Source organism: Cellulomonas chitinilytica, assembly GCF_016862675.1.
In the GTDB taxonomy this organism is placed as follows: domain Bacteria; phylum Actinomycetota; class Actinomycetes; order Actinomycetales; family Cellulomonadaceae; genus Cellulomonas; species Cellulomonas chitinilytica.
The window spans coordinates 111,382-136,460 of record NZ_BONK01000002.1; the positions used below are offsets into that span (position 1 = coordinate 111,382).

Annotated in this window: 22 protein-coding genes; 14 read left to right on the forward strand and 8 right to left on the reverse strand. The window is 73.8% G+C overall.

From position 1 onward, the window contains the following. Positions 1–5 precede the first annotated feature (5 nt). The 8 genes from Cch01nite_RS03095 to Cch01nite_RS03130 all read left to right on the forward strand — a co-directional run bounded on the left by Cch01nite_RS03095 (position 6) and on the right by Cch01nite_RS03130 (position 8,048). Entirely contained in the window at positions 6–1,646 is a 1,641-nt protein-coding gene (locus Cch01nite_RS03095) for a beta-1,3-glucanase family protein (RefSeq protein ID WP_203748441.1), read from the forward strand. Positions 1,647–1,902: 256 nt separating this feature from the next. Beyond that, entirely contained in the window at positions 1,903–2,700 is a 798-nt protein-coding gene (locus Cch01nite_RS03100; RefSeq protein ID WP_203748443.1) for a transglutaminase-like domain-containing protein, read from the forward strand. Positions 2,701–2,847: 147 nt separating this feature from the next. After that, a complete protein-coding gene (locus tag Cch01nite_RS03105; protein ID WP_239069819.1) occupies positions 2,848–3,861 on the forward strand; it encodes an AAA family ATPase in 1,014 nt (337 codons plus the stop codon). Between the two features lie 7 nt (positions 3,862–3,868). Beyond that, positions 3,869–4,750, forward strand: a complete 882-nt coding sequence (locus Cch01nite_RS03110) for a DUF58 domain-containing protein (RefSeq protein WP_203748447.1) — start codon at positions 3,869–3,871, stop codon at positions 4,748–4,750. After that, positions 4,740–5,219 (forward strand): hypothetical protein, encoded by a 480-nt coding sequence (locus Cch01nite_RS03115; protein WP_203748450.1) that lies wholly within the window; start codon positions 4,740–4,742, stop codon positions 5,217–5,219. The genes Cch01nite_RS03110 and Cch01nite_RS03115 overlap by 11 nt, the downstream gene beginning before the upstream one ends. Further along, entirely contained in the window at positions 5,204–6,253 is a 1,050-nt protein-coding gene (locus tag Cch01nite_RS03120; RefSeq protein ID WP_203748453.1) for a vWA domain-containing protein, read from the forward strand. Before Cch01nite_RS03115 ends, Cch01nite_RS03120 begins: the two co-directional genes overlap by 16 nt. After that, a complete protein-coding gene (locus tag Cch01nite_RS03125) occupies positions 6,250–7,239 on the forward strand; it encodes a vWA domain-containing protein (RefSeq protein ID WP_203748456.1) in 990 nt (329 codons plus the stop codon). The genes Cch01nite_RS03120 and Cch01nite_RS03125 overlap by 4 nt, the downstream gene beginning before the upstream one ends. Beyond that, positions 7,236–8,048: a hypothetical protein gene (locus Cch01nite_RS03130; protein WP_203748459.1), complete on the forward strand. Its 813-nt coding sequence runs from the start codon at positions 7,236–7,238 to the stop codon at positions 8,046–8,048. The genes Cch01nite_RS03125 and Cch01nite_RS03130 overlap by 4 nt, the downstream gene beginning before the upstream one ends. A gap of 63 nt (positions 8,049–8,111) precedes the next feature. Here Cch01nite_RS03130 and Cch01nite_RS03135 read toward each other — a convergent pair whose 3' ends face one another. The 3 genes from Cch01nite_RS03135 to Cch01nite_RS03145 all read right to left on the reverse strand — a co-directional run bounded on the left by Cch01nite_RS03135 (position 8,112) and on the right by Cch01nite_RS03145 (position 13,342). Next, a complete protein-coding gene (locus Cch01nite_RS03135; RefSeq protein ID WP_203748461.1) occupies positions 8,112–9,887 on the reverse strand; it encodes a hypothetical protein in 1,776 nt (591 codons plus the stop codon). 118 nt (positions 9,888–10,005) lie between these two features. After that, on the reverse strand, positions 10,006–12,006 hold the full coding sequence (dnaG, locus tag Cch01nite_RS03140; protein ID WP_203748464.1) for a DNA primase: 2,001 nt from the start codon (positions 12,004–12,006) through the stop codon (positions 10,006–10,008). Positions 12,007–12,058: 52 nt separating this feature from the next. Beyond that, positions 12,059–13,342 carry a deoxyguanosinetriphosphate triphosphohydrolase gene (locus Cch01nite_RS03145; protein ID WP_203748466.1) on the reverse strand — a complete coding sequence of 428 codons (1,284 nt, stop codon included), beginning with the start codon at positions 13,340–13,342 and terminating at the stop codon, positions 12,059–12,061. Positions 13,343–13,462: 120 nt separating this feature from the next. Between Cch01nite_RS03145 and Cch01nite_RS03150 the strand changes: the two genes are divergently transcribed. The 5 genes from Cch01nite_RS03150 to Cch01nite_RS03170 all read left to right on the forward strand — a co-directional run bounded on the left by Cch01nite_RS03150 (position 13,463) and on the right by Cch01nite_RS03170 (position 17,225). Continuing rightward, positions 13,463–14,095 (forward strand): hypothetical protein, encoded by a 633-nt coding sequence (locus Cch01nite_RS03150; RefSeq protein ID WP_203748469.1) that lies wholly within the window; start codon positions 13,463–13,465, stop codon positions 14,093–14,095. Positions 14,096–14,148: 53 nt separating this feature from the next. After that, a complete protein-coding gene (locus Cch01nite_RS03155; RefSeq protein ID WP_239069821.1) occupies positions 14,149–15,213 on the forward strand; it encodes an amidoligase family protein in 1,065 nt (354 codons plus the stop codon). Continuing rightward, entirely contained in the window at positions 15,210–15,830 is a 621-nt protein-coding gene (locus Cch01nite_RS03160; protein WP_203748472.1) for an RNA polymerase sigma factor, read from the forward strand. Before Cch01nite_RS03155 ends, Cch01nite_RS03160 begins: the two co-directional genes overlap by 4 nt. Beyond that, complete coding sequence (locus Cch01nite_RS03165; RefSeq protein ID WP_203748475.1) at positions 15,827–16,489, forward strand: hypothetical protein; 663 nt, start codon at positions 15,827–15,829, stop codon at positions 16,487–16,489. Before Cch01nite_RS03160 ends, Cch01nite_RS03165 begins: the two co-directional genes overlap by 4 nt. 154 nt (positions 16,490–16,643) lie before the next feature. Beyond that, the gene (locus Cch01nite_RS03170) at positions 16,644–17,225 is read left to right on the forward strand and encodes a hypothetical protein (protein ID WP_203748478.1); all 582 of its coding nucleotides are present in this window, start codon (positions 16,644–16,646) and stop codon (positions 17,223–17,225) included. Here the strand turns inward: Cch01nite_RS03170 and Cch01nite_RS03175 are convergent. The 5 genes from Cch01nite_RS03175 to Cch01nite_RS03195 form a co-directional block, all read right to left on the reverse strand. Further along, positions 17,218–18,012 (reverse strand): AAC(3) family N-acetyltransferase, encoded by a 795-nt coding sequence (locus Cch01nite_RS03175; protein WP_203748480.1) that lies wholly within the window; start codon positions 18,010–18,012, stop codon positions 17,218–17,220. The two genes, Cch01nite_RS03170 and Cch01nite_RS03175, sit on opposite strands and share 8 nt — an antisense overlap. Further along, complete coding sequence (locus Cch01nite_RS03180; RefSeq protein ID WP_203748482.1) at positions 18,009–19,841, reverse strand: glycoside hydrolase family 13 protein; 1,833 nt, start codon at positions 19,839–19,841, stop codon at positions 18,009–18,011. Before Cch01nite_RS03180 ends, Cch01nite_RS03175 begins: the two co-directional genes overlap by 4 nt. Then, positions 19,838–20,776: a sugar ABC transporter permease gene (locus Cch01nite_RS03185; RefSeq protein ID WP_203748484.1), complete on the reverse strand. Its 939-nt coding sequence runs from the start codon at positions 20,774–20,776 to the stop codon at positions 19,838–19,840. The genes Cch01nite_RS03180 and Cch01nite_RS03185 overlap by 4 nt, the downstream gene beginning before the upstream one ends. After that, a complete protein-coding gene (locus Cch01nite_RS03190; protein ID WP_203748485.1) occupies positions 20,776–22,395 on the reverse strand; it encodes an ABC transporter permease subunit in 1,620 nt (539 codons plus the stop codon). Before Cch01nite_RS03190 ends, Cch01nite_RS03185 begins: the two co-directional genes overlap by 1 nt. Before the next feature lie 115 nt (positions 22,396–22,510). Further along, a complete protein-coding gene (locus tag Cch01nite_RS03195; protein ID WP_203748487.1) occupies positions 22,511–23,755 on the reverse strand; it encodes a sugar ABC transporter substrate-binding protein in 1,245 nt (414 codons plus the stop codon). A 246-nt stretch (positions 23,756–24,001) separates the two neighbouring features. Between Cch01nite_RS03195 and Cch01nite_RS03200 the strand changes: the two genes are divergently transcribed. After that, on the forward strand, positions 24,002–25,042 hold the full coding sequence (locus tag Cch01nite_RS03200; RefSeq protein WP_239069829.1) for a LacI family DNA-binding transcriptional regulator: 1,041 nt from the start codon (positions 24,002–24,004) through the stop codon (positions 25,040–25,042). Positions 25,043–25,079 lie beyond the last annotated feature (37 nt).

Below are 25,079 nucleotides of genomic sequence, written 5' to 3' on the forward strand. Positions count from 1 at the left end.
GGCCTATGAGGCACAGGAACAGGTTGTTCGGAGCGCTCGGCGCGCTCGTCGTCGCGGTGTCCACGGCGGTCGCCGTGGCGCCGGCAGCACAGGCGGTCGGCCCCGACCGCCTCCCGTTCACCATCACGAACTCGAGCGGCCGCGGCGACGCGGTCTACGTGTACGTGCTCGGCACGAACCTGAGCACCGGCCGCCTCGGGTACGTCACCGCGGGTGGCACGTTCACGCCGTGGCCGGCGGGCGGGAACCCGCCGACGGCCGCGCCCGACGTCGCGATCGCGGGGCCGGCGAACGGCAGCAGCACGACGATCCAGCTGCCGCGCGGCATCTCCGGTCGCGTCTACTTCTCGCTCGGCGAGAAGCTGAAGTTCTTCCTGACGCCCGACGGGCTCGTGCAGCCCGCCCCCTGGTCGTCCGGTGACGCGAACAAGAACATCCTGTTCGACTGGAGCGAGCTCACGTACAACGACGCCGGTCTGTGGCTGAACAGCTCGCAGGTCGACATGTTCGCCGTCCCCCACACGGTCACCGTGACCGGCGCGTCCGGCACCCGGAAGTCCGGGGAGCTCGTCGCCGACGGCCGGGACAAGACGATCAACGGGATCGCCGCGCAGAGCGGCTGGGCGAACACGGTGGTCCGCCGGTCGGACGGCACCGTGCTGCGCGTCCTCGCGCCGGGCAAGGCCGCGGGCGCCGGTCTGCTGAGCACCACGTACCTGGACGCGTACATCGCGTCCGCCTGGAGCGCGTACACGAGCAAGACGCTCACGGTCGTGCCCTTCGCCGACCAGCCGGGCACGAAGTACTACGGCCGGACCTCGGGCACCGTCATGACGTTCACCAACGCGTCCGGCGGTCAGGTGGCGCAGTTCAACCGGCCCAGCAGCGCCGACGTCTGGGGCTGCGACGGTGCCCTGCTCGCACCGAACGACACGGTGGTCGGCCCGATCGCCCGGACCCTGTGCGCCGCGCTCAACCGCGGGACGCTCGGCACGATCGACACCCAGCCCAGCACGGACGCGTCGCAGTTCTACAAGAGCAACCCCGCCGACCAGTACGCGCGGATCGTGCACGAGAACATGAAGGACGGGAAGGCGTACGCCTTCGCGTTCGACGACGTCGGCAACTTCGAGTCGCTCGTGAACGACGGCTCGCCGTCCGCCGCGGGCCTCGTCATCCAGCCGTTCAGCGGTGGCGGTGGCGGGAGCACCGGTGGCGACACGGGCACCGGCGGCGGCGGCACGGGCGGCGGCGACGTGACCGCCGGCTCGATCACCAACGCCAACGGCATGTGCCTCGACAACAACGCGCAGAACACGTCCAACGGCAACAAGGTCCAGATCTGGGACTGCAACGGCACCGTCGCGCAGAAGTGGACCTTCAAGGAGGCCGGCTCGACGCTCCGGGTCCAGGGCAAGTGCCTCGACGTCGCGGGCGGTGACACGGGCAACGGGACCAAGGTCCAGCTGTACGACTGCAACGGCACCGGAGCGCAGGTGTGGCTGCCGCAGTCGAACGGGTCGTACAAGAACCCGCAGTCCGGCCGGTGCCTCGACAACCCGGGCGCGTCGACCACGAAGGGCACCCAGGTCCAGATCTGGGACTGCAACGGCAACGGGGCCCAGAAGTGGACCCTGCACAGCTGACGTGAGGCCGTCCGGCGCGGGCTCCACCCCGTGCCGGACGGAGCTCTCGCACCGGTCGTCACGGACATCGGGCAGGGCAGCGAGGAGCACCCCGCGGGGCCTCGACGGTGAGCCGTCGAGGCCCCGTCTCGTCGTCCGGCGGCCCGGTGCGGGTGATCCCCGTCCACGGACTGGACGGATGACCTGATGGGCCTCACACTTGCGCTGCTCCCTCTGATGGTCCGGCCACCGACGGCCGAGAAAAGGACCCGCGGCCGTGCTGCGCACCGTGACCTCTCACCTCTCTCTCGACGTGCGCGCGCCGCTCGAGATGCTCCTGTCGATCGCCGTCGCGGACGGGTCCTACGACCGCACCGAGGTGCTGTCCGTGCGGCACGAGGACGGCCCGCTCGACGTGGTCGAGATCAAGGGTCCGCACGGCGGGCGCACGCACCGCGTGCTCGCCCCGCAGGGCCGTGTGGTCGTCGACTACCACGCCACCGTCACCGGTCAGGCGGACCTGCCGCAGATCGAGGACATCGACCTCATCGAGTACCGCCGCCCCAGCCGGTACGCCGAGTCGGACCGGCTGCTGGCGTTCGCCCGCGACCAGTTCAAGGGGCTGTCCGGCGGCGAGCTGCTCGACGCCGTCGTCGGCTGGGTCAGCGGTCATGTGACGTACCTGTCGGGGTCGAGCCTGCCGACGGACGGCGCCACGGACACGCTGCTCAAGCGGCGCGGGGTGTGCCGGGACTTCGCGCACCTCGTCGTCGCGCTGCTGCGCGCCAAGGACGTGCCCGCCCGCCTGGCGTCCGTGTACGCGCCGGGGCTCAAGCCCATGGACTTCCACGCGGTCGCGGAGGCGTACGTCGACGGTGCGTGGCAGGTCGTCGACGCGACCCGGCTCGCGCCGCGGCCCACGTTCGTGCGGATCGCGACCGGGCGGGACGCGACGGACACGGCATTCCTGTCGTACTACGGCGGGTCGCTCACCGTCCGGGCGATGACGGTGACCGCGGCGTACCACCACACGCTGCCGGTCGACGACGGCACGGGAGCGGTCGCGCTGCGCTGAGCGCGCGCGATGATGCGCGCCCGACGCGGGTGACGACCTCCGACACGCCGCAGTGACGGGAGTCTCCCCCGTGTCACGTGCGTCACCCTCAGGAGCACGTCCGAACTGCCGATGAGCAGGGCTGTTGCCCATCGGAAGGACGCATCCGTGACCGCCACCACGACCCGCCACGACACACCGACGAGCGCTGCCGAGCTCGCCGGGGCGCGGGAGGTCCTCGGCCGGCTCGAGAGCGCGTTCGGGGAGTCCGTCGTCGGGCAGCCCGGTCTGCGCCGGAGCCTGCTGGTGGCGCTGCTCGCCGGCGGCCACATCCTGCTCGAGAGCCTGCCCGGTCTGGCGAAGACGACCGCCGCGAACACGCTCGCGACGCTCGCCGGCTCGACCTTCGCCCGCATCCAGTGCACGCCCGACCTGCTGCCCACCGACATCACCGGCACCCAGGTCTACGACGCACGCACCGGCGAGTTCCGCACCCAGCTCGGCCCCGTCCACGCGAACGTGGTGCTGCTCGACGAGATCAACCGGTCGAGCGCCAAGACGCAGGCCGCGATGCTGGAGGCGATGCAGGAGCGGCGCGTCACGATCGGCGGCCACACGCACGCGCTGCCGTCGCCGTTCCTCGTCATCGCCACGCAGAACCCGATCGAGCAGGAGGGCACCTACCCGCTGCCCGAGGCCCAGCTCGACCGGTTCCTGCTCAAGGAGCTCATCGACTACCCCTCCGCGCCCGACGAGCTCGCGATGCTGCGGGGCTTCACGGACCGGACGCTGCGCGACCCCGCGGCCGCTGCTCCCGTGCTCGACGTGACCACGGTGCGCCGGTTGCAGGACGTCGCGGCCCGCATCCACGTGAGCGACGCCGTGCTGCGCTACGCGCTGACGATCGTCGCGGCCACCCGTGACGCCGCGACGTACATCGGTGCCGACCGCGCCCGGTACGTCGAGTGCGGTGCGAGCCCACGCGCCGGGATCGCGTTCGTCACGGCCGCGCGAGCGCTCGCCGTCCTGGAGGGCCGCGACCACGTGCTGCCCGAGGACGTCCGCGAGCTGCGCCACGTCGTGCTGCGTCACCGGGTGCTGCTCCACTTCGACGCCGACGTCGACGGGGTCCGTGCGGAGGACCTCATCGACGCGATCGTCGACTCCGTCACCGCCCCGTAGCCGCGTCGTGCCCGCGCACCTCGTCCGCGTCAAGTCGAAGCTGTACGTCCGCAGCCGGCGCAGGATCGTGCACGCCCTGGACGGCGAGTACGCCTCACGCTCCCGCGGGCGCGGCTTCGACTTCGAGGACCTCCGCGACTACCAGCCCGGCGACGACGTCCGCGACATCGACTGGAAGGCGACGGCCCGGCGCGGCGAGCCGCTCGTACGCCGTCACCTCGTCACACGTCAGCGCAGCCTCGTCGCCCTCGTCGACACCGCGTCGACGATGAACGCCCGGACCCCGGCGCACGAGGACAAGGGCGACCTCGCGGTGCTGGCCGTCGGGGTGCTGGGGTACCTCGCCCTCAAGCACGGGGACCGGGTCGGGCTCGTCCGCGGCGACGCCGGCGGTGTCGTCGCCGCGCGTCCGCGCGAGGGTGAGCGCCACCTCGAGCAGCTGCTCGGGGCGACTCGGACGGCGATCGACACGTCGCGGTCGGCGCCGGACCTCGCGGGCGTCATCGAGCACGCGCGACGTCGCCTGACGCGCGACGCGATCGTCGTGGTGGTCACCGACGACGTCGAGATGGACGAGCGCCTCGAGCAGTCCGTCCGCCGGCTGGCCGCGGCGCACGACACGCTCTGGGTCGCCGTGGCGGACGCCAACCCCGCCCGGGAGCTCGCGCGCGGCGAGGTGGCCGACGCCCGCGGCGGGTGGCGGGTCCCGCGGTACCTGTCCCGCTCCCGGCGGATCGCCGACGAGCACGACGAGCTGACCACGCGCCTGCGCGAGTCGCTCGCCGACGTGCTGGACGACGCCCACGTGTCCCGATGCCGGGTCGAGTCCTCCGACACCGCCGTCCGCGAGCTGCTCACGATGCTGCGGAGGCGCCCCTATGCGCACTGACGCGACACTCCGGCCCACCCTCTACCCGCCGGTGACCTACGGGCACGGCTGGACCGTGCTCGGGCTCTGCCTCGTCGCCGGGGTCGCCCTGGTCCTCGTCGTCGTCCTGCTCTCCACCCGCCCCGGCGGTCTGCCGAGGCTGCCCGGGATGCGCCGCTCGACCCGCGTCCGGCGCCAGGCGCTCGCCCGGGTCGACGCGGTCCTCGTCGCGTACGAGGCGGGCCGCGTCGACGCACCCGGCGCGGCCAGCGAGCTGTCGCAGACCGTGCGTGGCTTCGCTGCCGCGTGGACCGGCGTGGCGTACGAGACGATGACGCCGAGCCAGCTCGCCACCGCCGGGCCCGTGCCGCTCCACGACGTGGTGTCGGCGCTGGCGGTCGCCACGTTCGCCCCTGCTCCGGGGACGGCCGACGTCGCCACCCTCGCCCGCGACGTCCGAGAGGTGGTGACCCGGTGGAGCACGAGCTGAGCCAGCCGGCCGTGCTGGTCGGCACGGCCGTCCTCGCGGTCGTCGTCTGCGCCGCTGCCGTCGTCGCCTCACGCCGGACGGGCCGGTCCCGAGCCGGGACGGTCCGGGTCGCGCACGTCGGCCGCCTGCGCACGCTGCCGGGCTACCGGCGTGCGGTGGCCCGTCGGCGTGCGGGCCTCGTCGTCGTCGGCCTGCTCACCCTCGTCACGCTCGGGACCGCCGGATGGCTGGCCGCGCGCCCGACGGCCGTCGAGTCACGGCAGTCGCACCTCGACAACCGGGACATCGTGCTCTGCCTCGACGTGTCGGGGTCCATGTCCGGGGAGGACCTCGCCGTCGTCCGGACGTTCCGCAAGCTCGTCAGCGGGCTGCACGGCGAACGGATCGGGCTGGTGGTGTTCGACAGCATGCCGCTGGTCCTGTTCCCGCTCACCGACGACTACGACCTCGTGCGCAGCAGCCTGGAGGCCACGGAGGCCAGCATCGCGGGGGCAGAAGGCCACCCCGACATCGCCGCCGGCACCCGGGACATGTCCATCGGCGGGTCACTGGTCGGGGACGGCCTGACCGGGTGCGCCGAGCAGTTCCGCGGCGACGAGGAGCTCGCCCGGCTCGAGGGGACCACGGACCCCGGGACCGTGGATCCCGTCGAGCGCTCGCGCGTCGTCATCCTCGCCACCGACAACAAGCAGATCACCGGCCGCGGGGGCCAGCTCTTCACCGTCCAGGAGGCCGCCCAGCGCACGGCCGAGCTCGGGGCCCTTCTCGTCGTCCTGGACGCCAACGACGACGGGAGCAGCACGTACTCCCAGGAGCTCGCTGCCGCCGCACAGACCACCGGGGGCCAGACGTACCCGGCGGTCGAGGGCGACTCCGCCGTCGGCGCGATCACGTCGATCGTGAAGGGCCTGCCCTCACGCACGGTCGTGGGCCCCCGGGTGACCTCCACGTTCGACGTCCCGGGTGTCGCGCTCGACCTGCTGCTCCCGCTCGTCGTCGGACTCCTGGTCGCGTGGCGGGTGGTGCGACCGTGACGCTCCAGCCCGTCGTCCCCGTCGCCCTCGTGGGCGCGTTCGTCCTCGCCGGTGTCGTCGTGTGCGCGCAGGGCGCCTGTTCGTCGGTCGGGGCGCTCGGTCGCGCCCGCTGGCTGACCAGGGCTCTCGTCGTGCTCGCGGCGGCCGCCGCGTGCCTGCGGCCCAGCACGCCGGCCGAGCTCACCACGGCTGCGCTGTCCGACGCGGACGTCTACTTCGTGATCGACACCACCGCGAGCATGGGGGCGACCGACGGGCCCGACGGGACGACCCGGCTCGACGCCGCGCGGGCCGACGTCGTCGCCCTGAGCGCCCAGCTCGCCGGGATCGGCGCCCGGACCTCGCTCGTCACGTTCGACCGCGAGGCCCGGACGGTCGTCCCGCTCACCACCGACACGACGGCCGTCCCCCGTGCGGCGGCGGTCCTGCGGCCCGAGCTCGCGCTGGCGTCGCACGGCTCCAGCATCACCGTGGCCGCGCCCCTGCTGTCCCGCACGCTGCGGGAGGTCGCCGCCGCGTACCCGGACCGCTCGACCGTGGTCGTGTACCTCGGCGACGGGGAGAACACCGCAGCCGGCGAGCCCGAGAGCTTCGCGCCGTTGCACGACCTCGTCCAGGGAGGACTCGTGCTCGGGTACGGCACCTCTGCCGGCGCACCGATGACCGCGCGGCTCACCGGCGACGGGGCAGGTCCTGTGCTCGACCCCGCCACCGGCCAGCCGGCCGTCTCGCACGCCGACGCAGAGGCGCTCGACACGCTCGCGCGGGACCTCGGGCTCACCCATGTCGCACGTGCGGGCGGTCCGGCCCCGACGGTTCCCGACCCGACCGTCCGTCAGGTCACGACGGACGTCAGCGGTCTGCCGTCCGGCAGCACCGAGTACACATGGATGGCGGCGCTCGCGGTGGTTCTGCTCCTGCTCCTCGACGGCGCCGGCACGGTGCTGTCGCTCGGCCGTGCCGCGGTGCCGAGGGGTGCACGATGAACGCCCCGGCCGACGTCCTGCGTCGTCGGCGCCGGATCCTGGCGTGGTCGTCTCCCGCGCTCGCCCTGTGCCTCGTGGGCGGCAGCACGCTGCTGCTCGGCTGCGGGGCCGCCGAGGTCACCCGGACCGCGTTCGTCGTCGGGCAGTCCCGGACGGCCGCACGCGCGGCCGAGCTCCTCGGGCTCGTCGACCTCGTGGAGCCGTGGAAGGCCCCGTTCGACGCCGGCACCGTCGCCGCGTCGCGCGCGCGCACCGAGCCCGAGTGGCGCACCGCCGAGCGCCTGCTCCGCGAGGCCCTGCGCTCGGCACCGCCGCAGGCGCAGTGCGCCGTGCGGGTCAACCTCTCGGCCGTGCTGGAGGCGCTCGGCGACCTCCATGCCGACGACCCTGCGGCGGCTGCGGCCGACTACGCCGCCGCACGCGACGTCGCGCGGGACGCACCGGCAGGCTGCGTCGACGAGCCGTCCGCGGCGCAGGCGCAGCGGGACGCCGAGGACGCCGCGGGCCAGGGCTCGGACGACGAGGCCGGCAAGGACGGCTCCGGCAAGGACGGCTCCGGGGGCCGGAGCGCGGCCGACGACCTCGCGGACGCGACGCAGCGCACGGAGACGAAGGCCACGGCGGCCGCGGGACGGGCCGGCAACGGCTCGCCGTCCGGCGAGGCCTCCCCTGCGGGCGAGCCCTCCGAGCGCGACCAGGAGCTCGCCCAGCGGACCCAGCAGGCGCAGCAGGACAGCCCCGGCACAGGCGGTGCCGGCGACGGGGCGGGCGCGGGCGACGGAGTGGTGGACGTCCCGTCTCCCTGGTGAGGCCGGGCGCGGACGCCCACGAGCGGCGCCGCCGACATCACGACCGGCGGCGCCGGACCGCCCTCAGCAGCTGAACGAACCCGTGACCGCCGCCGGCATCCCACCGCGGGAGACCACCTGGACGCCGTGTCCGTCGTCGGCCCGGCCGCGCAGCGACACCTCGACGGTGCTCGTCCCGGCGGCCAGGTCGACGACGAGCAACCCGTGGTCGTCGACCGTGAGCGCGTCGCCCGCAGGCCGGACCGTCCCGTCCACGGCCACCTCGGCCACGTCGGTCCGGGCCGGGACCTGCACGAGCAGGCGCGCCGCGGAACCGCCGTCGACCCCCGGGGCCGTCCGCACGGTCAGGCGGACCCCCGGGCGCTCGGCCCACAGGCGGCCGCAGGTCCCCTGCGCGACGACGAGGCCGTCCGCGACGACACCAGCAGGGCCTGTCCCGGCGTCGAGCGACACCACGACCGGCGTCCCGCCGACGGGGTCGGCGGGCAGACCGCCTGCTCCGCGCGAGCCGGCCAGCGCACCCTGGACGGCGGGATCGGCGAACCAGACGCGCAGCCCACCGTCGGTCACGGCGTCGCGCAGCGCGAACGCGACGAGGTCGGCCCGCCCCTGGAACGTCAGGGCGCCCCGCACGACTGTCTCGACGGTCGCGTCGATCGCCCCCGCGCGGCCCTCGGGAGGCAGACCGGCCAGCGTCGCGACGAACGAGGGGGCCGCGGGGACGGGCTCCGCGGAGGCACCGAGCAGGTCGTCCATGCCAGCTGCGGTCACCAGGACCACGGCGGCCGGGGCGGTCCCGGTGGCGGCGGCGACACCGGCCTGGAGGGCGGCGGAGGCGTCGGCCGTCGACGTGAGGCGTGCGACGTCGGGTGCACCGGCCGCGACGAGCGCCGCCTGCGGGCCGGCCGCCGCGGTCGTGTACGCCGCCGACGCGGTCGCGGCGGCGAGGACCGTCCCCGGGTCGACCGGTCGGACCTCGCGCACCGCCCCGTGCTCGGCCGTCAGGACCAGGACGCGCTCGACGCGGCCCCCGAGCGGCTTGGCTGCGGTGTCGTCGAGGAACACGACGGCGGTGCTCGTGGGACCCGAGCCGCCCGCCACCTCGAGCAGCGCGTGCACGGACGGGCTCGCCACGGCCGCGACGTCCGCCGCGGCGTCGAGGGTCCCGAGCGCCGACTCCAGGTAGCGCGTCAGCTCGGGCACGACGAGGTCGGTGCCGACGCCGTCGAGCCGGGCGTGCGCCTGCTGGACCGCACCGGCGATCGCGGCCAGGTCGGTGTCGTGCTCGCTCGCACGGACCAGCATCGCGTACCCGTCGTCCGGGTCGTCGAACGGCCCGAACGTCAACGTCCCCGCGAGGTCGACGACACGCGGCAGGGCGTCGTCGGCGAGGACGTCGGCGGCCTCGACGGTCGCCCGGACGGACGCCATCCGCCCGCCCACGCCCGGCACGTGCTCGTACAGCCGCCAGACCGGGTCGTCGAGCAGCCCTCGGGCGCGCCCGACGGCACCGCGTACCTCGGACACGCTCGCCAGCACGGTCGGGGTCGGGCCCTCGGACAGGGCCGACGCGACGTCCTGCATCGCGGGAGCCGCCCCGACGAGCGACTGCACGGCCAGCGCACCACGTGCACCCACCCACACCAGGGACAGCACCAGCAGCCCGACGACGGACCAGACACCGCGCACGACGACCTTGCGCGTTCGCGACCGTCCGCGCCCTGCACCGTCCTCGACCGGCGGGCTCGTGGCCTCCTCGGGCGCCGGCTCGCCACGCTTCGCCACGACCGGGCGGGCGACCGGTCGGACGGGTGGCAGCAAGGTGGTCGGCTCGGGCATCCGGCATTCGTAACAGCCGACCTCGCACCGACGAAGCCGGCGCCGCAGGTTCACCCGGATGGCCGATGTGAAACCGGTCAGAGGGTGCGGACCGCCCCGAGGTGGCGCACCGGGGTCGTCAGGCGCTCTCGCGCAGCATCCGCCGGCGGCCCTCGACCTCGACGAGCTCGGCGTACGCGGCCCGGTATCCGTCGGCCGCGGGGTCCATCCGCTGGAGGCGGCCGCGCAGCTCGGCGATGTGCCGGGTGTACCCGATCTCGATGAGGCTCATGACGACGCCGCGCACGTAGTTCGGCAGGCTCTCGGGCCGGTCCTCCGGCAGGGGTGCGACGGCGAGCTCGGTGACCAGCGGCCGCACGGGCTCGGCGGCCTGCTCGGCGACGAGCCCGACCCAGCCCGTGGCTGCTCCCCCGGCGGCGGCCTGGACCTCGCGCGCGGCGGCCACTCCGCCCGCCGCCCGGACGGCCTCGTGCACGGCCCGGTAGGCGGGTGCGGCGAACGCGTCGGCGGCGAGGGCGTCGAACTCGAGCGGGACGAGGGCGGGCTGCTGCAGGGCGACCTCGAGCGCGGTCCGCTCGATCTGCGCGACGGGGTCGCGGCGGTCGGGGACGGGCATGCGCGCGACCGGCACCCGGACGGTGTCGTCACGCCCCGGGGCGCCGTCCCGTCGCGGTGCCGGGCCGTCCGCACGGCCGGGGGGGCCGTCGGGGCGACCGGGCGCGCGCGCCGGGCGCTGGTCGGCGGGCCGCGACGGCGCTCGCGACGCCCCGGCGACCGCCCGGCGGACGGTGTCCAGGTCGTCGATGCCGAGCCAGCCGGCCAGCAGGCGGGTGTACTCGGGTCGCAGCGCGGCGTCCCGGATGCCGGCGACGACGGGCGCCGCGGCCCGCAGCGCCCCGATCCGCCCCTCGACCGTGGACAGGTCGTGCGCGGCGAGCGTGGACCGGATGACGAACTCGTACAGCGGCGTCCGGGAGGTCACGAGGGCGAGGACCGCGTCCGGGCCCTTCGCCTGACGCAGCTCGCACGGGTCCATGCCGGAGCGCTCCACCGCGACGAACGTCTGCGCCGAGAACGACTGGTCCTCGCCGAACGCCCGCAGCGCGGCCTTCTGACCGGCCGCGTCGCCGTCGAACGTGAAGATGATCTCGCCGCCCACGGACGTGCCGGACGCGAGCTGCACGCCGCTCGTCGAGCCGGAGTCGCCGAGCAGCCGCCGCACGATGCGCGCGTGGTCGGGGCCGAACGCGGTCCCGCAGGTCGCGACCGCTGTGCCGATGCCGGACAGGTGCATCGCCATGACGTCGGTGTAGCCCTCGACGACGACCACCCGCTTGTCCCGCTGCATGTCCCGCTTGGCGAGGTCGAGGCCGTACAGCACCTGCGACTTGCGGTACAGCGGGGTCTCGGGGGTGTTGAGGTACTTGGGGCCCTGGTCCTCGTCGAACAGGCGGCGAGCGCCGAACCCGAGCGTCTCGCCCGTGACCTCTCGGATGGGCCACACGAGGCGGCCGCGGAACCGGTCGTAGATCCCCCGCTGCCCCTGGCTGACCAGCCCGGACGCGGTCAGCTCGGCCTCCGTGAACCCGCGGCCGCGCAGGTGGCGCAGCAGCCCGTCCCAGCCCTGGGGGGCGAACCCGACGCCGAACTGCTCGGCGGCGCTGCGGTCGAACCCGCGCTCGGCGAGGAACGCCCGGCCCGCGGCGGCCGCAGGGGTGCTGAGCTGCTCGCGGTAGAACTCCTCGGCGACGCGGTGCGCGTCGAGCAGCCGGCGGCGGCGGCCGGGCTCCTCACCGGTGCGGGGGGCGGCGCCGTCCTCGTAGCGGAGCTGGATGCCGACCCGGCCAGCGAGGTACTCGACCGCCTCCGCGAACCCGAGCCCGTCGACCTTCTGCACGAACGAGATGACGTCGCCGCCCTCGCCGCAGCCGAAGCAGTGGTACCGGCCCACCTGCGGGCGGACGTGGAACGACGGCGAGCGCTCGTCGTGGAACGGGCACAGGCCCTTGAGCGAGCCGACGCCCGCGGTCTTCAGCGTGACGTGCTGGCCGACGACGTCCTCGATGCGGACGCGTTCGCGGACCGCCTCCACGTCCTCGCGCACGATGCGTCCCGCCACGCCGTGAGTCTAGGCGTCCGGCGGTGCCCTCCCGACCGGGTCCGTGGGCCGGTCAGTGCCGGGGCGGGTGAACCAGGCGCGCGTGCAGCTCGGCGGCGGAGACGTCCGTGAGCGAGGCCACCTGGTCGATGACGACACGCAGGCGGGCGGCGTCGTCCGCGGCCGCCTTCCAGTCGGCGGCGAACGGCGGCTCGAGGGCGAGCGGCGCGCGGTCGGACATCACGCGGACCAGGTCCGTGAGCACCTCGCGCTGCCGGTGGTACAGCGGCTCGAGCTCGCGCGGGGCCATGACGTACGCGACGGCGAGGCCCTTGAGGACCAGGATCTCGGCCGTCGTGTCGAGCGGCACCACGAGGTTCGCGGCGTACCGGGTGAGCGGGCCCGGGCCGTACTGCTCGCGGGTCGCCTGCTGCGCGGCCTTCGCGAACCGGCCGATGAGCTGGCTCGTCGCGTCCTTGAGCATCGCGAGCGCGCCGCGCGACCCGTCGAAGCCGGTGCTCCACAGCCGGGCGGCGACGAGCCGGTCCATGGCCGCGTGCAGTCCGGCGTCGTCGACGGTGTCGCCGTACCAGGTCTGCACGGCGTCGACGACGCGGGCGCGCTCGTCGGGCCGTCCCAGCACGGACAGGTCGAGGCGGCCGCCCACGACGGCGTCCTCGACGTCGTGCACCGAGTACGAGATGTCGTCGGCGAGGTCCATGACCTGCGCCTCGAGGCACTTGCGGCCGTCGGGCGCCTGCTCGCGCAGCCACGTGAACACCGGCAGGTCGTCCTCGTAGACGCCGAACTTGTGGGTCGGGCGGCCGCTCGCGGCGGACACCGGCCCCTGGCCGTGCCGCCACGGGTACTTCACCGACGCGTCGAGCGACGCGCGCGTGAGGTTGAGACCCACGGCCCGGCCGTCGGGGCCGACGACCTTCGGCTCGAGGCGTGTCAGCAGCCGGAGGGTCTGGGCGTTGCCCTCGAAGCCGCCGATCCCCTTGGAGAGCTCCGCGAGCGCCCGCTCGCCGTTGTGCCCGAACGGCGGATGGCCGAGGTCGTGCGCGAGGCAGGCGGTGTCCACGACGTCGGGGTCGCACCCCAGGACCTTGCCGATCTCACGGCCCACCTGCGCGACCTCGAGCGTGTGCGTGAGGCGGGTGCGGACGAAGTCGTCGGACGACGGGCCGAGCACCTGCGTCTTGGCACCGAGCCGGCGCAGGGCCGAGGAGTGCACCAGGCGGGCGCGGTCGCGCTCGAACGCGGTGCGCTCGCGGGACTTCGGGGCCTCGGGCGCCCACCGTTCCCGGTCGGCGTCGACGTAGCCGTCGATGTCGAGGGTCTCGAGGGCTGTCACGGGGTCCAGGGTAACGAGGCGGCACGCCGCCTCCGGACCGGCTGTGGATCCGACTGCACACCTGGGCGTCGAGCCGCGTTCTAAGGGGGCAGGACCGACCGCGACGCACTGGAGGAACCGATGAACCCGAGCACCACGAACGCCGCCCGCCGCCCGCACCGCCGGATCATGGCCGTGGGCGCCGTCGCCGCTGCCCTGTCCGTCGCCGGGTCCGGCGCCGCGCTGGCCGTCGCGCCGACCTCGTCCGTCGGCAAGGCCGTCTCGGGCGCGCTCGCGCAGGTCGGCGTCGACTGGTCGTCGATGCCCGACGGGTACACCCGCGAGCAGTACGAGGCGTTCTGGGGCGCCGGGTACACCCCCGAGGACGTCGCGGCGCTCGGCGCGCTGTGGAGCACCGACGACACGGAGACGAAGGCACGCGCGGGACAGCTGCTCCTCGACGGCGAGCCCGTGCCGATCGCGCCGGGCTCCACGGCCGGCGAGGTCACGACGCCGGACGCCGGGCCCGAGCAGCCCGCCGCGGGCGCGGCCCCGGCCGACGCCGACGAGTGGGCGTCGATGCCCGACGGCTACACGCAGGCGCAGTACGAGGCGTTCTGGGGTGCCGGCTACACGGTCGACGACGTCGAGGCGCTGGGCGCGCTGTGGAGCACGGAGGCCACCGAGACCAAGGCACGGGCGGGGCAGATGCTCCTGGACGGGCAGACTCCTCCTGTGGCGCCCGGCAGCACACCTGCGAGCGCCTCGTCCTGACCACGCCGCCCGGCACCCCGACGCACCCCGCACGCGAGGAGACGAGCACCGACGTGGACATCCTGACGATGCGCACCGGCTTCGAGGTCGAGCTGCTCGCACCCCCGGGCTCGGACCGGCAGGTGCTCGCGGACGAGATCGCCGCCCGGCTGCACGGGCACGTCCGGCGCGCGTTCCACGCGGACAGCGAGCCGTCGACGGTGCCGGGGGTCGGCGTGTTCCGCCACCTGTCGCCCGCGTTCGACGTGGTCGACGCGGACGGCCGCCCGGTGGCGCGCCTCGTCGACGACATCACGATCGCCGCCGACCTGGCCGCGGTGCCCTCACGTCCGGGGCACCGCGGCTGGTACCGGCTGCTGTCCGACGACGCCCGCCTGCTGCGGCTCGTCGAACGGCACACGGACCCCGCGGCCCCGCTCGCCACGGTGCTGGAGCCGGTGGCCGCGCTGCTGGGCGTCGAGGTGGACGTGGTCGGCTCGGCGGCGCGGGTCGACGACGCGGCGGGTGCGACCGTCGCCGTGGCCCTGCCCCTGCCGCGGGGGCGGGAGCGGCCGTGCGAGATCGTCACGCCGCCGCTGGTGGCGGGGCACCGGGAGGCGCTGGAGCGGCTGCTCGCGCCCGCGCGCGACCTGGGCTTCACCGTCCCGCACGAGGCCGCGGTGCACGTGCACGTGGACGGCGAGCCGTTCCGCAGCCCGCACGCGTTCGCCAACGTGGTGCGGCTGTTCGGGCACTGGCGCGAGGTCCTGTGGGCCGTGCTCGGCACGAACCCCGCGTGCGTGCGGCTCGCCCCGCTGCCGACCGCCCTGCTGGACCTCGTCGAGCAGGACAGTGCCGACTGGGCGGGGCTGCGGGACGCCGCACGCGCGACGGGCCTGACCAAGTACGCGGACGTCAACCTGACCCAGCTGGTGAGCGCCCGCCCCCTGCGGGACACCCTCGAGGTGCGGATCCTGCCCGGTGCGACCGACGGCGACACCGTCGTCCGGTCCGCGGCGCTCGTCGAGGCCCTGCTGCGGCGCTGCCTCGACCCCCGCCCGCTCCCCCGGCCGGACGGCGACGCGGCTCACGACCCGCACGGCGCGCTCCAGGACCTGCTCGGGGTGGGGCACCGATGACGACGTGGACGACGACGGGCGGCCCGGACAGCGCCGCGATCCCCCGGGTCCGGCCGGCACCGGGCTCCGCCAGCTCCGCCGCGGACGCCGACGAGGTGGTCGCCCGCCGCCTCGACGACGTGGTCCGCGACCATCTGCCCGGCCTGCTGCGGTACGCGACGGTGCTCACCGGTGACGGGCACGTCGCGGCGGACCTCGTGCAGGAGGTGCTGCTGCGCGCCCACGTGCGGTGGACGCGCATCGCCCTGATGGCCCGGCCCGACCTGTACCTGCGCCGGATGGTCACCAACGAGCACCTGTCCTGGCGACGCCGCTGGCACGTGCGGACCATCCACGCCACGACCGACGACGTGCTCGCCGCCCGCCTCGCCCCGCAGGCCGACCACGCCCAGCACGTCGTCGAGGACGACGCGATGTGGCGCCGGCTCACCGAGCTGCCGCCCCGCCAGCGCGCCGTCCTGGTGCTGCGCTACTACGAGGGCCTCGACGACGCAGAGATCGCCGACGTGCTGGGCACGTCCGGCGCGACCGTCCGCTCCCACGCCAGCCGCGCGCTCGCCACGCTGCGGCAGACCACCCGTCCCACCGACCTCTCGACCCCTCCGGAGACGTCATGAACGACCAGGCGGACATCCCCCCGAACGACGAGCTGACCGACCGGATCACCCGGGCCCTGTCCTCGCGCGCCGCGGCTCACCCCGACCCGGCGGTCGTCGCCGCCCGTCTGGAGGCCCTGCTCGCGCAGCAGCCGACGCCGGTGGCGACGCTGACCCGCCGCGGCGCCAAGGTCGTCGCCGTGGGCGTCGTCACGGGTGCGCTCGCCGTCGCGGGCGCCGGCGCGGCGGCCGCGGCGAACCCCTACTCGGGCGTCGCGCGCACCGTCGAGGAGGTCGCGCACGCCGTGGGGATCGAGTGGTCGGCGATGCCCGACGGGTACACCCGCGCGCAGTACGAGGCCTTCTGGGCGACGTACACGGTCGACGACATGGAGGCGCTGTCGGCGCTGTGGGGCACCGACGCGGTCGAGACGAAGGCGCGCGCCGGGCAGATGCTGCTCGACGGGCTCACGCCACCCCTCGCACCCTCCGTCGCGGCAGGTGTCTCGACGGACGAGCAGCAGGCGTTGCTCGACGCGTTCTGGGACGCGGGCTACAGCGCGGAGGACCTGGACGCGCTGAGCGGGCTGTGGCACAGCGACCCGTTCGAGACGAAGGCGCGCGCCGGGCAGATGCTGCTCGACGGGCAGACCCTGCCGTTCGCACCGGGGTCCGGGTGACGAACCGGGTCGATTCGGCCCTGCAGGAGCCGGCACGGGTCTAGGGTGTCGAGCGCCACGAGCGTCCCGGCGCAGGTCACGACCCTCGAGCCCGGCGCCGGGCCGCCCGGTCCGGACAGGCACGAAACCTCGCACGAGCGCTCCAGGAGGACCGTTGAAGCCCCTCGCGAGCACCACCCGCTCCCCCCGCCGCCTCGCAGCGGCCGGCGTCGTCGCGGCGACCCTCACGGTCGGGGCCGCGGGAGCCGCCTACGCCCTCGCGCACGACGCCCGCCGAGAGGGCGCGCCGGCCGCGGCGGCGCCGGAGCAGGCCGAGGTCCCGGACGCCTCTGCGACCTGGGTGCTGCCGTCGCCGATACCCAGGCCGGCGACGCCCCTCACGCAGGAGCAGTCCGACGCCTTCTGGGCCGCGGGCTACTACATGGAGGACGCCGACGCGCTCGCCACCCTCTGGGGGACGGACCTCCAGGAGGCGAAGTCACGCGCGGGCCAGCTCCTGCTGGACGGCCAGCCCGTGCCGGTCGCGCCGGGCTCGAGCCTCGACCTGTCCGACCCCGGGACGGTCATGATGCTGGAACAGGGCGCGTTCTGGGACGCCGGGTACACGGCCGAGGACGGGGCGACGCTGGCGGCCCTCTGGCACGTCGACGTCACCGAGGCGAAGATCAGCGCGGGCAAGATCCTGCGCGACGGGCAGGCGCTCCCGATCCCCCCGAGCGGCACGCCGGTCAGCTGACGGTCACCGCCCGGGTGCGGCGGAACCAGTCGGCGGCGAAGTCGACGAGCGTCCGCACCGGCACGAGCCGCGCGTCGGCGCACCCGACGAGCCCCCGCCGCTCACCGGGCCCGTCCGCGAAGGCCGTCCCGACCGCCTCGAAGTCCGCGTCGTCCACGACGGGCTCGTCGAACGTGACCCACCGGCGCACCCCGTCCACCAGCAGGGGCGCACCGTTGGGCACGGTCTCGACCGGCAGACCCGACCGGGCTTCCGCCAGGTGGAGCGACGTGTTCTTGTCGTGCCCGACGCCGAGCAGCAGCACGTGGGCGTCGAGCCGGTACAGCGCCGCGAGCGGGGAGCCCTCTCCGACCGGGTCGGCGAGGTCGTGCCGGGCGACGACCTCGGCGGCGTGCGGCCCGACGGCCGCGAACGACCGGTGCGGGTGGGGCGAGCGGACCGCTCCCGCGCGGGTCCGGACCGCGTCGGCGACCGCGCCCATCGTGCGGGTCGGCGTCCACGCCGGGTCGTACGCGGGCAGCGCGGCACGCACCTCGCCCCACCGGTCCGCGGGGATCCGCGGGTCGGCCAGGTACGCGGGGTCGCACAGGTGCCACGACTGGGTCGGCACGACGAGCGTGCCGTCCGGGCCGAGCACCTCCTCGAGCGCGAGCACGACCGCCTGCTCGCCGCCGACGACCGTCCCCAGCCGGGACAGGCTCGCGTGCACGAGCACCACGGACCCGGCGCTCAGGCCCAGGGCCCGCAGGTCGCGGACGAGGTCAGCCTGCGTGACGACCGCGCTCATGCCAGGCGCCACACCTGCACGCCCGGTCCGTCGCCGCCGACGTGCAGCCCGTCGGGCCGGATCCCGAGCAGGCCGTCGCCGTAGAGCCGCTCGGCGACCTCCCCGGTGAGCAGGTGCCGCGGCAGCCGTGCACCGGACCACGGCGCCCGGGCGGCGACCACGAGCACGCGCTCGTCGGCCGTCTCGCGCAGGAACGCGACGGCGTCGTCCTCGACGACGGCCCACCGCAGTCCGCCCTCGCGCAGCGCACGGCTCGACCGGCGCAGCGCGATGAGACCCCGGTACAGCTCGAACGTCGACGCGTCCCACCGGGGTCCGCCGCCGGCGGCGATCTGGTCCCACGGCATCGGTACGCGGCCGTGCTCACCGTTGGTGCCGGTCGCCCCGCCCTCGTCGCCCGCGAACAGCGCGGGCGTGCCCGGGTAGGTGAACAGCAGGCCGGCGGCGACGCCCACCAGGGCCGGGTCGCCGACGACGGTCCGCAGGCGCGGGGTGTCGTGCGAGCCGAGCATGTTCCACTGCCGGGCGGTGACCTTCCACGGCACGGTCGAGTCGAACTCCCGCATCGTGTCGACGACGGAGCGGCCGCCGCGGCGCGGGATCGTGGTGGGGATGCCGAGGAAGTCGAGCGTGCTGGCCGGGTCCACGAGCCACGTCCACAGCGGCTTCGTGAACGCCGAGTAGTTCATGTTGGCCTGCCAGCCGTCTCCGGACAGGTCGGGGCCGGCGTCGTGGAAGTGCTCGCTGACCAGCACGGCGTCGGGGTTCGCGACCGTCATCGTGCGGCGCACCATGCGGGCGACCTCGTGCGTGAAGTCGTCGGGCCCGTACCGGCCGGTCATGTTGGCGACGTCGATGCGCCACCCGTCGAGCGAGAACGGCTCGGCGAGCCAGCGACCGATCACCGACTCGGGGCCGTCCACCATCCGCCGGGCCAGTGAGCCGCCGCCGTAGTTGAGCTTCGGCAGCGACGGCACGTCGAGCCAGGCCGCGTACCCGAGGTCCGTCTCCTTGTCCCAGTAGTAGTAGCCGGCCTCCTCGGAGCTCTGGTCGCGCAGCGCGTGCTCGAACCACTCGTGCGTGACGCCGGTGTGGTTCGTCGTGAAGTCGCCGACGAGCCGCATGCCACGGGAGTGCAGCGCGGCGCTCAGCGACACCAGGGCCGCGTCGCCGCCGAGCAGCGGGTCGACGTGCGCGAAGCTCGTGGCGTCGTAGCGGTGGTTGGACCGCGATGGGAACACGGGCGTGAGGTACACGGTGTCGACGCCGAGCCGCTCGAGGTGGTCGAGGTGCTGCTCGACGCCGGGCAGGTCGCCGCCGTAGTACTGCACGGGCGTCGACGGCCCGCGGCCGATCGGCTCGTCGTCCCAGGCCGCGGCCTCCGCCCAGGACGGCAGCTCGTTCGCGGCACCGGACCGCGCGAACCGGTCCGGGAAGATCTGGTAGACGACCGCGTCCGACGTCCACGCGGGTGCCGGTGCGTGGACGGTGAGCCGGAAGTCGCCGGCGTCCCCGACGTCCCGCGCGTGCGTGCCGCGCCCGTTGAGCCAGCGGTAGCCGCCGGGCTCGTCGAGCAGCGCGCGGTACTGCGTGACCGGGTTGTGCACCGGGATCTCGGCGACGTACCACCGCTCGTGCTCGTCGGACCGGTCGAGGCGGGCCTCGACCATCCGCGGCTCGGCGTCGCGCACGGTCCGGACCCACACGGCACGCTCGGTGCCCGAGGCGGGAACCCGGAACCGGACCGGGACCACGTCGCCCAGGGCGGGCGTCCCGGCCGGGACGTAGAGCTCGGAGCCGTCGTGGTGAGGCTGGTCGAGCAGTGTCATCCCTTCACCGACCCGGCGGTCAGGCCCGAGACGATGTAGCGCTGCAGGAACTGGAACAGCAGCACGACGGGGATCGCCGCGAGCACGGCCCCGGCGGCGAACACGCCCCAGTACTCGGAGAACCGCTGGCTGACGAACTGGTACAGCCCGACGGGCAGCGTCTGCGAGTTCGGGTCGACCAGCACGACGGACGCGATGAGGAAGTCCGAGAAGACCCCGACGAACGACAGCAGGCCGACGACGGCGAGGATCGGGGCGACGAGCCGCAGGATGATCGTGAAGAAGATCTGCGCGTGGCTCGCGCCGTCGATCTTCGCGGCCTCGTCGAGCTCGCGCGGCACCGTGTTGAAGAACCCGTACATGAGGTACGTGTTCACGCCGAGCGCCCCGCCGAGGTACACGAGGATCAGGCCGAGGCGCGTGCCGAGACCGATCGCCGGGAACACGTCCTTGAGCGTGACGAGCAGCAGGAAGATCGCGACGTACGCGAGCATCTGCGGGAACATCTGCACGAGCAGCAGCGACAGCAGCCCGCCGCGACGCCCGCGGAACCGGAACCGCGAGAACGCGTACGCGGCCGCGGCCCCGATCATCACGGTCCCGAGCGCGGTGACCGTCGCGATCATGAGCGTGTTCCAGAACCACCGGGCGTACGGGTGCACGGGGTCGGTGAGCAGGTCCACGTAGTTGTCGAACGAGACCGCGCTGAACAGGTGGTTCGAGCCGGTCAGCGACCCGGTCGGGTTCAGCGACGACGACACGACGTACAGGATCGGGATGAACGCGAACGCCAGGGCGCCCCACGTCACGACGTGCCGCCACCCGAGCTCGCGCCACCAGCGCAGGCCGTGGGGGTGGACGTCGTTCTGGCCGGGCAGGCCGACCGTGGCCTTCTGGCGCCGGCGGCTGGGCAGGGTGGTGTCGACGGCAGCCATCAGATCAGGTCCTCCAGTGCACGCGTCTTGCGGAACGTGATCGCCGAGATCGAGGCGACGATGGCGAAGATGAGGATCGACACGGCGCAGGCCAGGCCGTACTGCCGGTTCACCCCGCCGAACGCGAGCCGGTAGACGAACGTGATGAGGATGTCCGTCGCGCCGACGTCGACCGGGGCCGACAGGTCGTCGGGCCCGCCCTCGGTGAGCAGGTAGATCACGTTGAAGTTGTTGAAGTTGAACGCGAACGACGCGATGAGCAGCGGCGCGGTCGAGACCAGCAGCAGCGGCATCGTCAGCGACCGGAACAGCCGCCACGGCTTGGCGCCGTCGATCTTGCCCGCCTCGTAGAGCTCGGCCGGGATCGACTGCAGGGCGCCCGTGCAGATGAGGAACATGTACGGGAAGCCGAGCCACAGGTTCACGACGAGCACGGAGACCTTCGCGAGCCACGGGTCGGTGAGCCACGGGATGTGCGCGCCGCCGAGCAGCGTCTGGTTCACGAACCCGAAGTCCCGGTTGAGCATGCCCTGCCACACGAGGGCCGTGAGGAACGCCGGGAAGGCGTACGGGACGATGAGCAGCGACCGGTAGATCTTGCGGCCGCGCACCTTCGGGTGGTTGAGCACGATGGCCATGAACAGGCCCAGCCCGAACGTGGTCGCCACGGAGAGGATCGCGAACGCGAACGTCCAGATGAGCACCCCGACGAACGGGCCGCGCAGCGTCGAGTCGGTGAACACCTTGGTGAAGTTGTCGAGGCCGACGCGGACCTTCCAGCCGGTGCCGAGCTGCGCGCCGATCGGGGACGTGAACGTGCCCGTCTCCTGGTCCGCGGTGTAGACGACGTCGCGGGCCGTGTCGGTGATCGTCTGGGTGTCCTCGTCCCACACCATCGTGGAGCCGTAGACGTAGGCGGTGGAGCCGTCGGGGGTGCGCAGGCTGCCGTCGTTGGGGTCCTGCGAGATCGGCACGCGCAGCGCGAAGACCTCGGCCTGCTGCTCGAGGATGTCGTTGAACGACAGCGTGATCCACCCGTTCACCGAGGCGACGTGACCGTTCTCGATCGGCGCCTCGACGGGGTGCAGCGGCTCCTCGGCGGTGCCCATCTGCGCGGCGCCCTCGGCGTCGACGACGGCGAACCCGAGCTGGTCGCCGTCGCTGATCACCGTGAGCGGGAACGCGGGCGAGTCGGGCAGGCGCGTCTCGTTCTGCACGAGGATCGCCTCGACGGCGTCGGCCTGCGTGGAGTTGTGGCCGTCGCCGTAGTTCGTGAACGCCGTGTAGCCCGTGTAGAGCACCACGAACACCTGGTAGACGAGCAGGAACAGCAGGCCGGGCACGAGGTACTTGGCCGGCAGCATCCGCTTCGAGAAGTAGACGACGTTCACGGCGACGAGCGCGACCACGAGGAACGCGACGATGCCCCACTGCGACTGCGCGCCGGCCGCGAGGACGCCGTACACGCCGAGCGCGTCGACGAGGGCGACGAGCACGAGCTTCACCCAGAAGCCGCGCGTGATGTCCTGCCGGGCCCACCACGACGTGCTGCGGGCGACGGGGGCGGGCGGGGCTCCCCCGGAAGAGGTGAGGGTGGGGCGGGTGGACGTGTCCGTCATGGGGTCACTCCGAGCGGGATCGACGCTGATCAGGGGGGTGCTCACGCGGTTGTGCGTGCGGTGAGCCCGGTGGCCCGGCCGAAGGGCTGCTCGGCCGGGCCACCGGGTGAGGGGATCAGGCCGCGGCGATCTTGCCCGCGATCGATGCCGTCATCTGGTTCCACAGGGCGGCGGGGTCGCCCTGCTGGTTGACGATGGCGACCTCGGTGGCACCCCAGTCGGCCCACACCGTGTCCATGGCGGGGATCGACGGCATCGGGACGCCGTCCTGGCCGACGGCGGCGAAGCCGGCGACGATCGGGTCGTCCGAGATCTGCTCGAGCGCGGCGGTCAGCGCGGGGGCGCGGCCACCGGCCTGGTACAGCGCGAGCTGCACGTCGGGCGTCCCGAGGTAGTTGACGACGAACTCGTTGGCGAGCAGCGCGTTCTTCGACTTCGACGAGATGAAGAAGCCCTGCACGCCGACGAACGGCTGCGACGGCTGTCCACCGGCGGACGGGACCTTCTCGATCGAGATGTCCAGGCCGGCCTTCGCGAAGTCACCCGTGTTCCAGGGGCCCGTGATCATGTAGGGCGCCTTGCCGGCGAGGAACGCCTCCTTGGCGACGTCACCGGAGATCGAGGTGTTGACGACGCCCTCGGTGCCGAGCTTGGCCAGGTAGGCGGCGAACGCACGGCCCTGGTCGGAGTCGAGCGTGAGCTTGTTGGCGTCGTACGCGCCGGTCGAGTCGGTGCCGAAGACGGGCGAACCGAACGACGTCTGCAGCGGGTACATGTGGTACGGGTCGCCGGTCTTCTCGTCCTGCTGGATGAGGACCGAGTAGTCCGTGCCGGCCGCCTTCGCCTGCGCGACGAGGTCGTCGAACGTGGCGGGCGTCGCGTCCTTGACGAGCGCGTTGTTCTTCACGAGGGCGATGTTCTCGACCGAGTACGGCAGGCCGTACAGGGTGCCGTCGTAGCTCATGGCCTGCGTGGCGACGGGGAGGAAGTCCGAGGCCTTGTCGCCGAGCTCGATGGGGGCGACGACGCCGTTCTGCACGAGCTTGCCGAGCCAGTCGTGCGCGCCGACGATCACGTCGGGGCCCTGGCCGGCGGGGACCTGCGAGATGAAGTCGTCGCGGATGTCGCCGAAGTCCTTCTGGACGAACTTGACGGTGACGCCCTTCTCCTTCTCGAAGACCTTCGCCACCTCCTTGACCGGCCCGGACCGCGTGTCGTCGACCCAGACGGTGAGGGTGGCCGCGCTGGCCGGGGCCGCCGAGGTGGCGTCGCCCGACGGCTCGTCGTTCGAACCGGCGCACGCGGCGAGCGTCAGCGCGAGGCCGACCGTCGCCGCGACGACAGGGATGCTCCGTCGCATCGTGTGTCTCCCAGTGGTACGAGGGTTGCCGGGTGCCGGCGTTCCCCGCCGACCCTGGCCTGATGGCGAGGAACGTAACGTCGTTGCAACGCGCCTTGCAAGTCGTTACGGTAACTTTCAGGCAACGGTTTCAGCGGCTCGTCAGCGGTCCGCCCACGCCCCTGTGCAGGCCGTCTGCAGGACCACTGCACGACCCACTGCACCGACCCAGGACGAGGAGGTCCCGTGTCCTTTACGCTGCCAACCGTGCGCACCCGTCTGACCGACCTTGCCGAGCAGGCCGGCGTCAGCACGGCCACGGTCTCGCGGGTCCTCAACGGCAAGCACGGTGTGTCGGCCCAGGCGCGGCAGGCCGTGCTGGCGGCCCTCGACGTGCTCGGCTACGAGCGGCCCGAGAAGCTGCGCACCCGGTCGGCCGGCCTCGTGGGGCTCGTCGTCCCTGAGCTCTCCAACCCCGTCTTCCCCGCGTTCGCGCAGGTCATCGAGTCGATGCTCACCGAGCGCGGGTACACGCCGCTGCTGTGCACGCAGTCCCCCGGCGGCACCACCGAGGACCAGTACGTCGAGATGCTCCTCGAGCACGCGGTCGACGGCATCGTCTTCGTCTCCGGCCTGCACGCCGACACGACCGCCAGCAAGGAGCGGTACCACCGGCTGCGCAGCCGCGGGATGCCCGTCGTGCTCGTCAACGGCCACGCCGAGGGCGTCGACGCACCGAGCCTGTCCACCGACGACGCCGCCGCGCTCGACCAGGCGTTCCGGCACCTCGTCTCGCTCGGCCACCGCAACATCGGCCTCGCGATCGGCCCCACCCGGTTCGTGCCCGCCCTGCGCAAGCAGGAGGAGTTCGCCGTCAACCTCGAGCGGCACCTCGGCATCACCGACCTCGACGGGCACGTCGTCTCGACGCTGTTCACCGTCGAGGGCGGGCAGGCCGCCGCGCTCGAGCTCATCGACAGCGGCCACACCGCGATCATCTGCGGATCCGACCTCATGGCCCTCGGCGCCGTCCGTGCCGCCCGCTCGCGCGGGCTGTCGGTGCCCGAGGACGTGTCGATCGTCGGCTTCGACGACTCCCCGCTGATCGCGTTCACCGACCCGCCGCTCACCACCGTGCGTCAGCCGGTGGCCGCGATGGGTCACGCGGCCGTGTCCGCCCTGGTCTCCGAGATCAACGGCACGCCTGCGTCCCGCACCGAGCTGAAGTTCCACCCGGAGCTCATCGTGCGCGGTTCCACCGGAGCCGCACCGGTCCCTGCTGCCACCCAGGCGCCCGCCGTACTCTGAACGGTCCGGAGCACCGCGCGCCACTGCGCCGCACGGC

Coding starts and splice junctions, on each gene's coding strand:
- Cch01nite_RS03095 (WP_203748441.1), top strand. CDS start 6: ATGAGGCACAGGAACAGGTTGTTCGGAGCGCTCGGCGCGCTCGTCGTC.
- Cch01nite_RS03115 (WP_203748450.1), top strand. CDS start 4,740: ATGCGCACTGACGCGACACTCCGGCCCACCCTCTACCCGCCGGTGACC.
- Cch01nite_RS03130 (WP_203748459.1), top strand. CDS start 7,236: ATGAACGCCCCGGCCGACGTCCTGCGTCGTCGGCGCCGGATCCTGGCG.
- Cch01nite_RS03135 (WP_203748461.1), bottom strand. CDS start 9,887: ATGCCCGAGCCGACCACCTTGCTGCCACCCGTCCGACCGGTCGCCCGC.
- Cch01nite_RS03150 (WP_203748469.1), top strand. CDS start 13,463: ATGAACCCGAGCACCACGAACGCCGCCCGCCGCCCGCACCGCCGGATC.
- Cch01nite_RS03160 (WP_203748472.1), top strand. CDS start 15,210: ATGACGACGTGGACGACGACGGGCGGCCCGGACAGCGCCGCGATCCCC.
- Cch01nite_RS03165 (WP_203748475.1), top strand. CDS start 15,827: ATGAACGACCAGGCGGACATCCCCCCGAACGACGAGCTGACCGACCGG.
- Cch01nite_RS03175 (WP_203748480.1), bottom strand. CDS start 18,012: ATGAGCGCGGTCGTCACGCAGGCTGACCTCGTCCGCGACCTGCGGGCC.
- Cch01nite_RS03180 (WP_203748482.1), bottom strand. CDS start 19,841: ATGACACTGCTCGACCAGCCTCACCACGACGGCTCCGAGCTCTACGTC.
- Cch01nite_RS03185 (WP_203748484.1), bottom strand. CDS start 20,776: ATGGCTGCCGTCGACACCACCCTGCCCAGCCGCCGGCGCCAGAAGGCC.
- Cch01nite_RS03190 (WP_203748485.1), bottom strand. CDS start 22,395: ATGACGGACACGTCCACCCGCCCCACCCTCACCTCTTCCGGGGGAGCC.
- Cch01nite_RS03195 (WP_203748487.1), bottom strand. CDS start 23,755: ATGCGACGGAGCATCCCTGTCGTCGCGGCGACGGTCGGCCTCGCGCTG.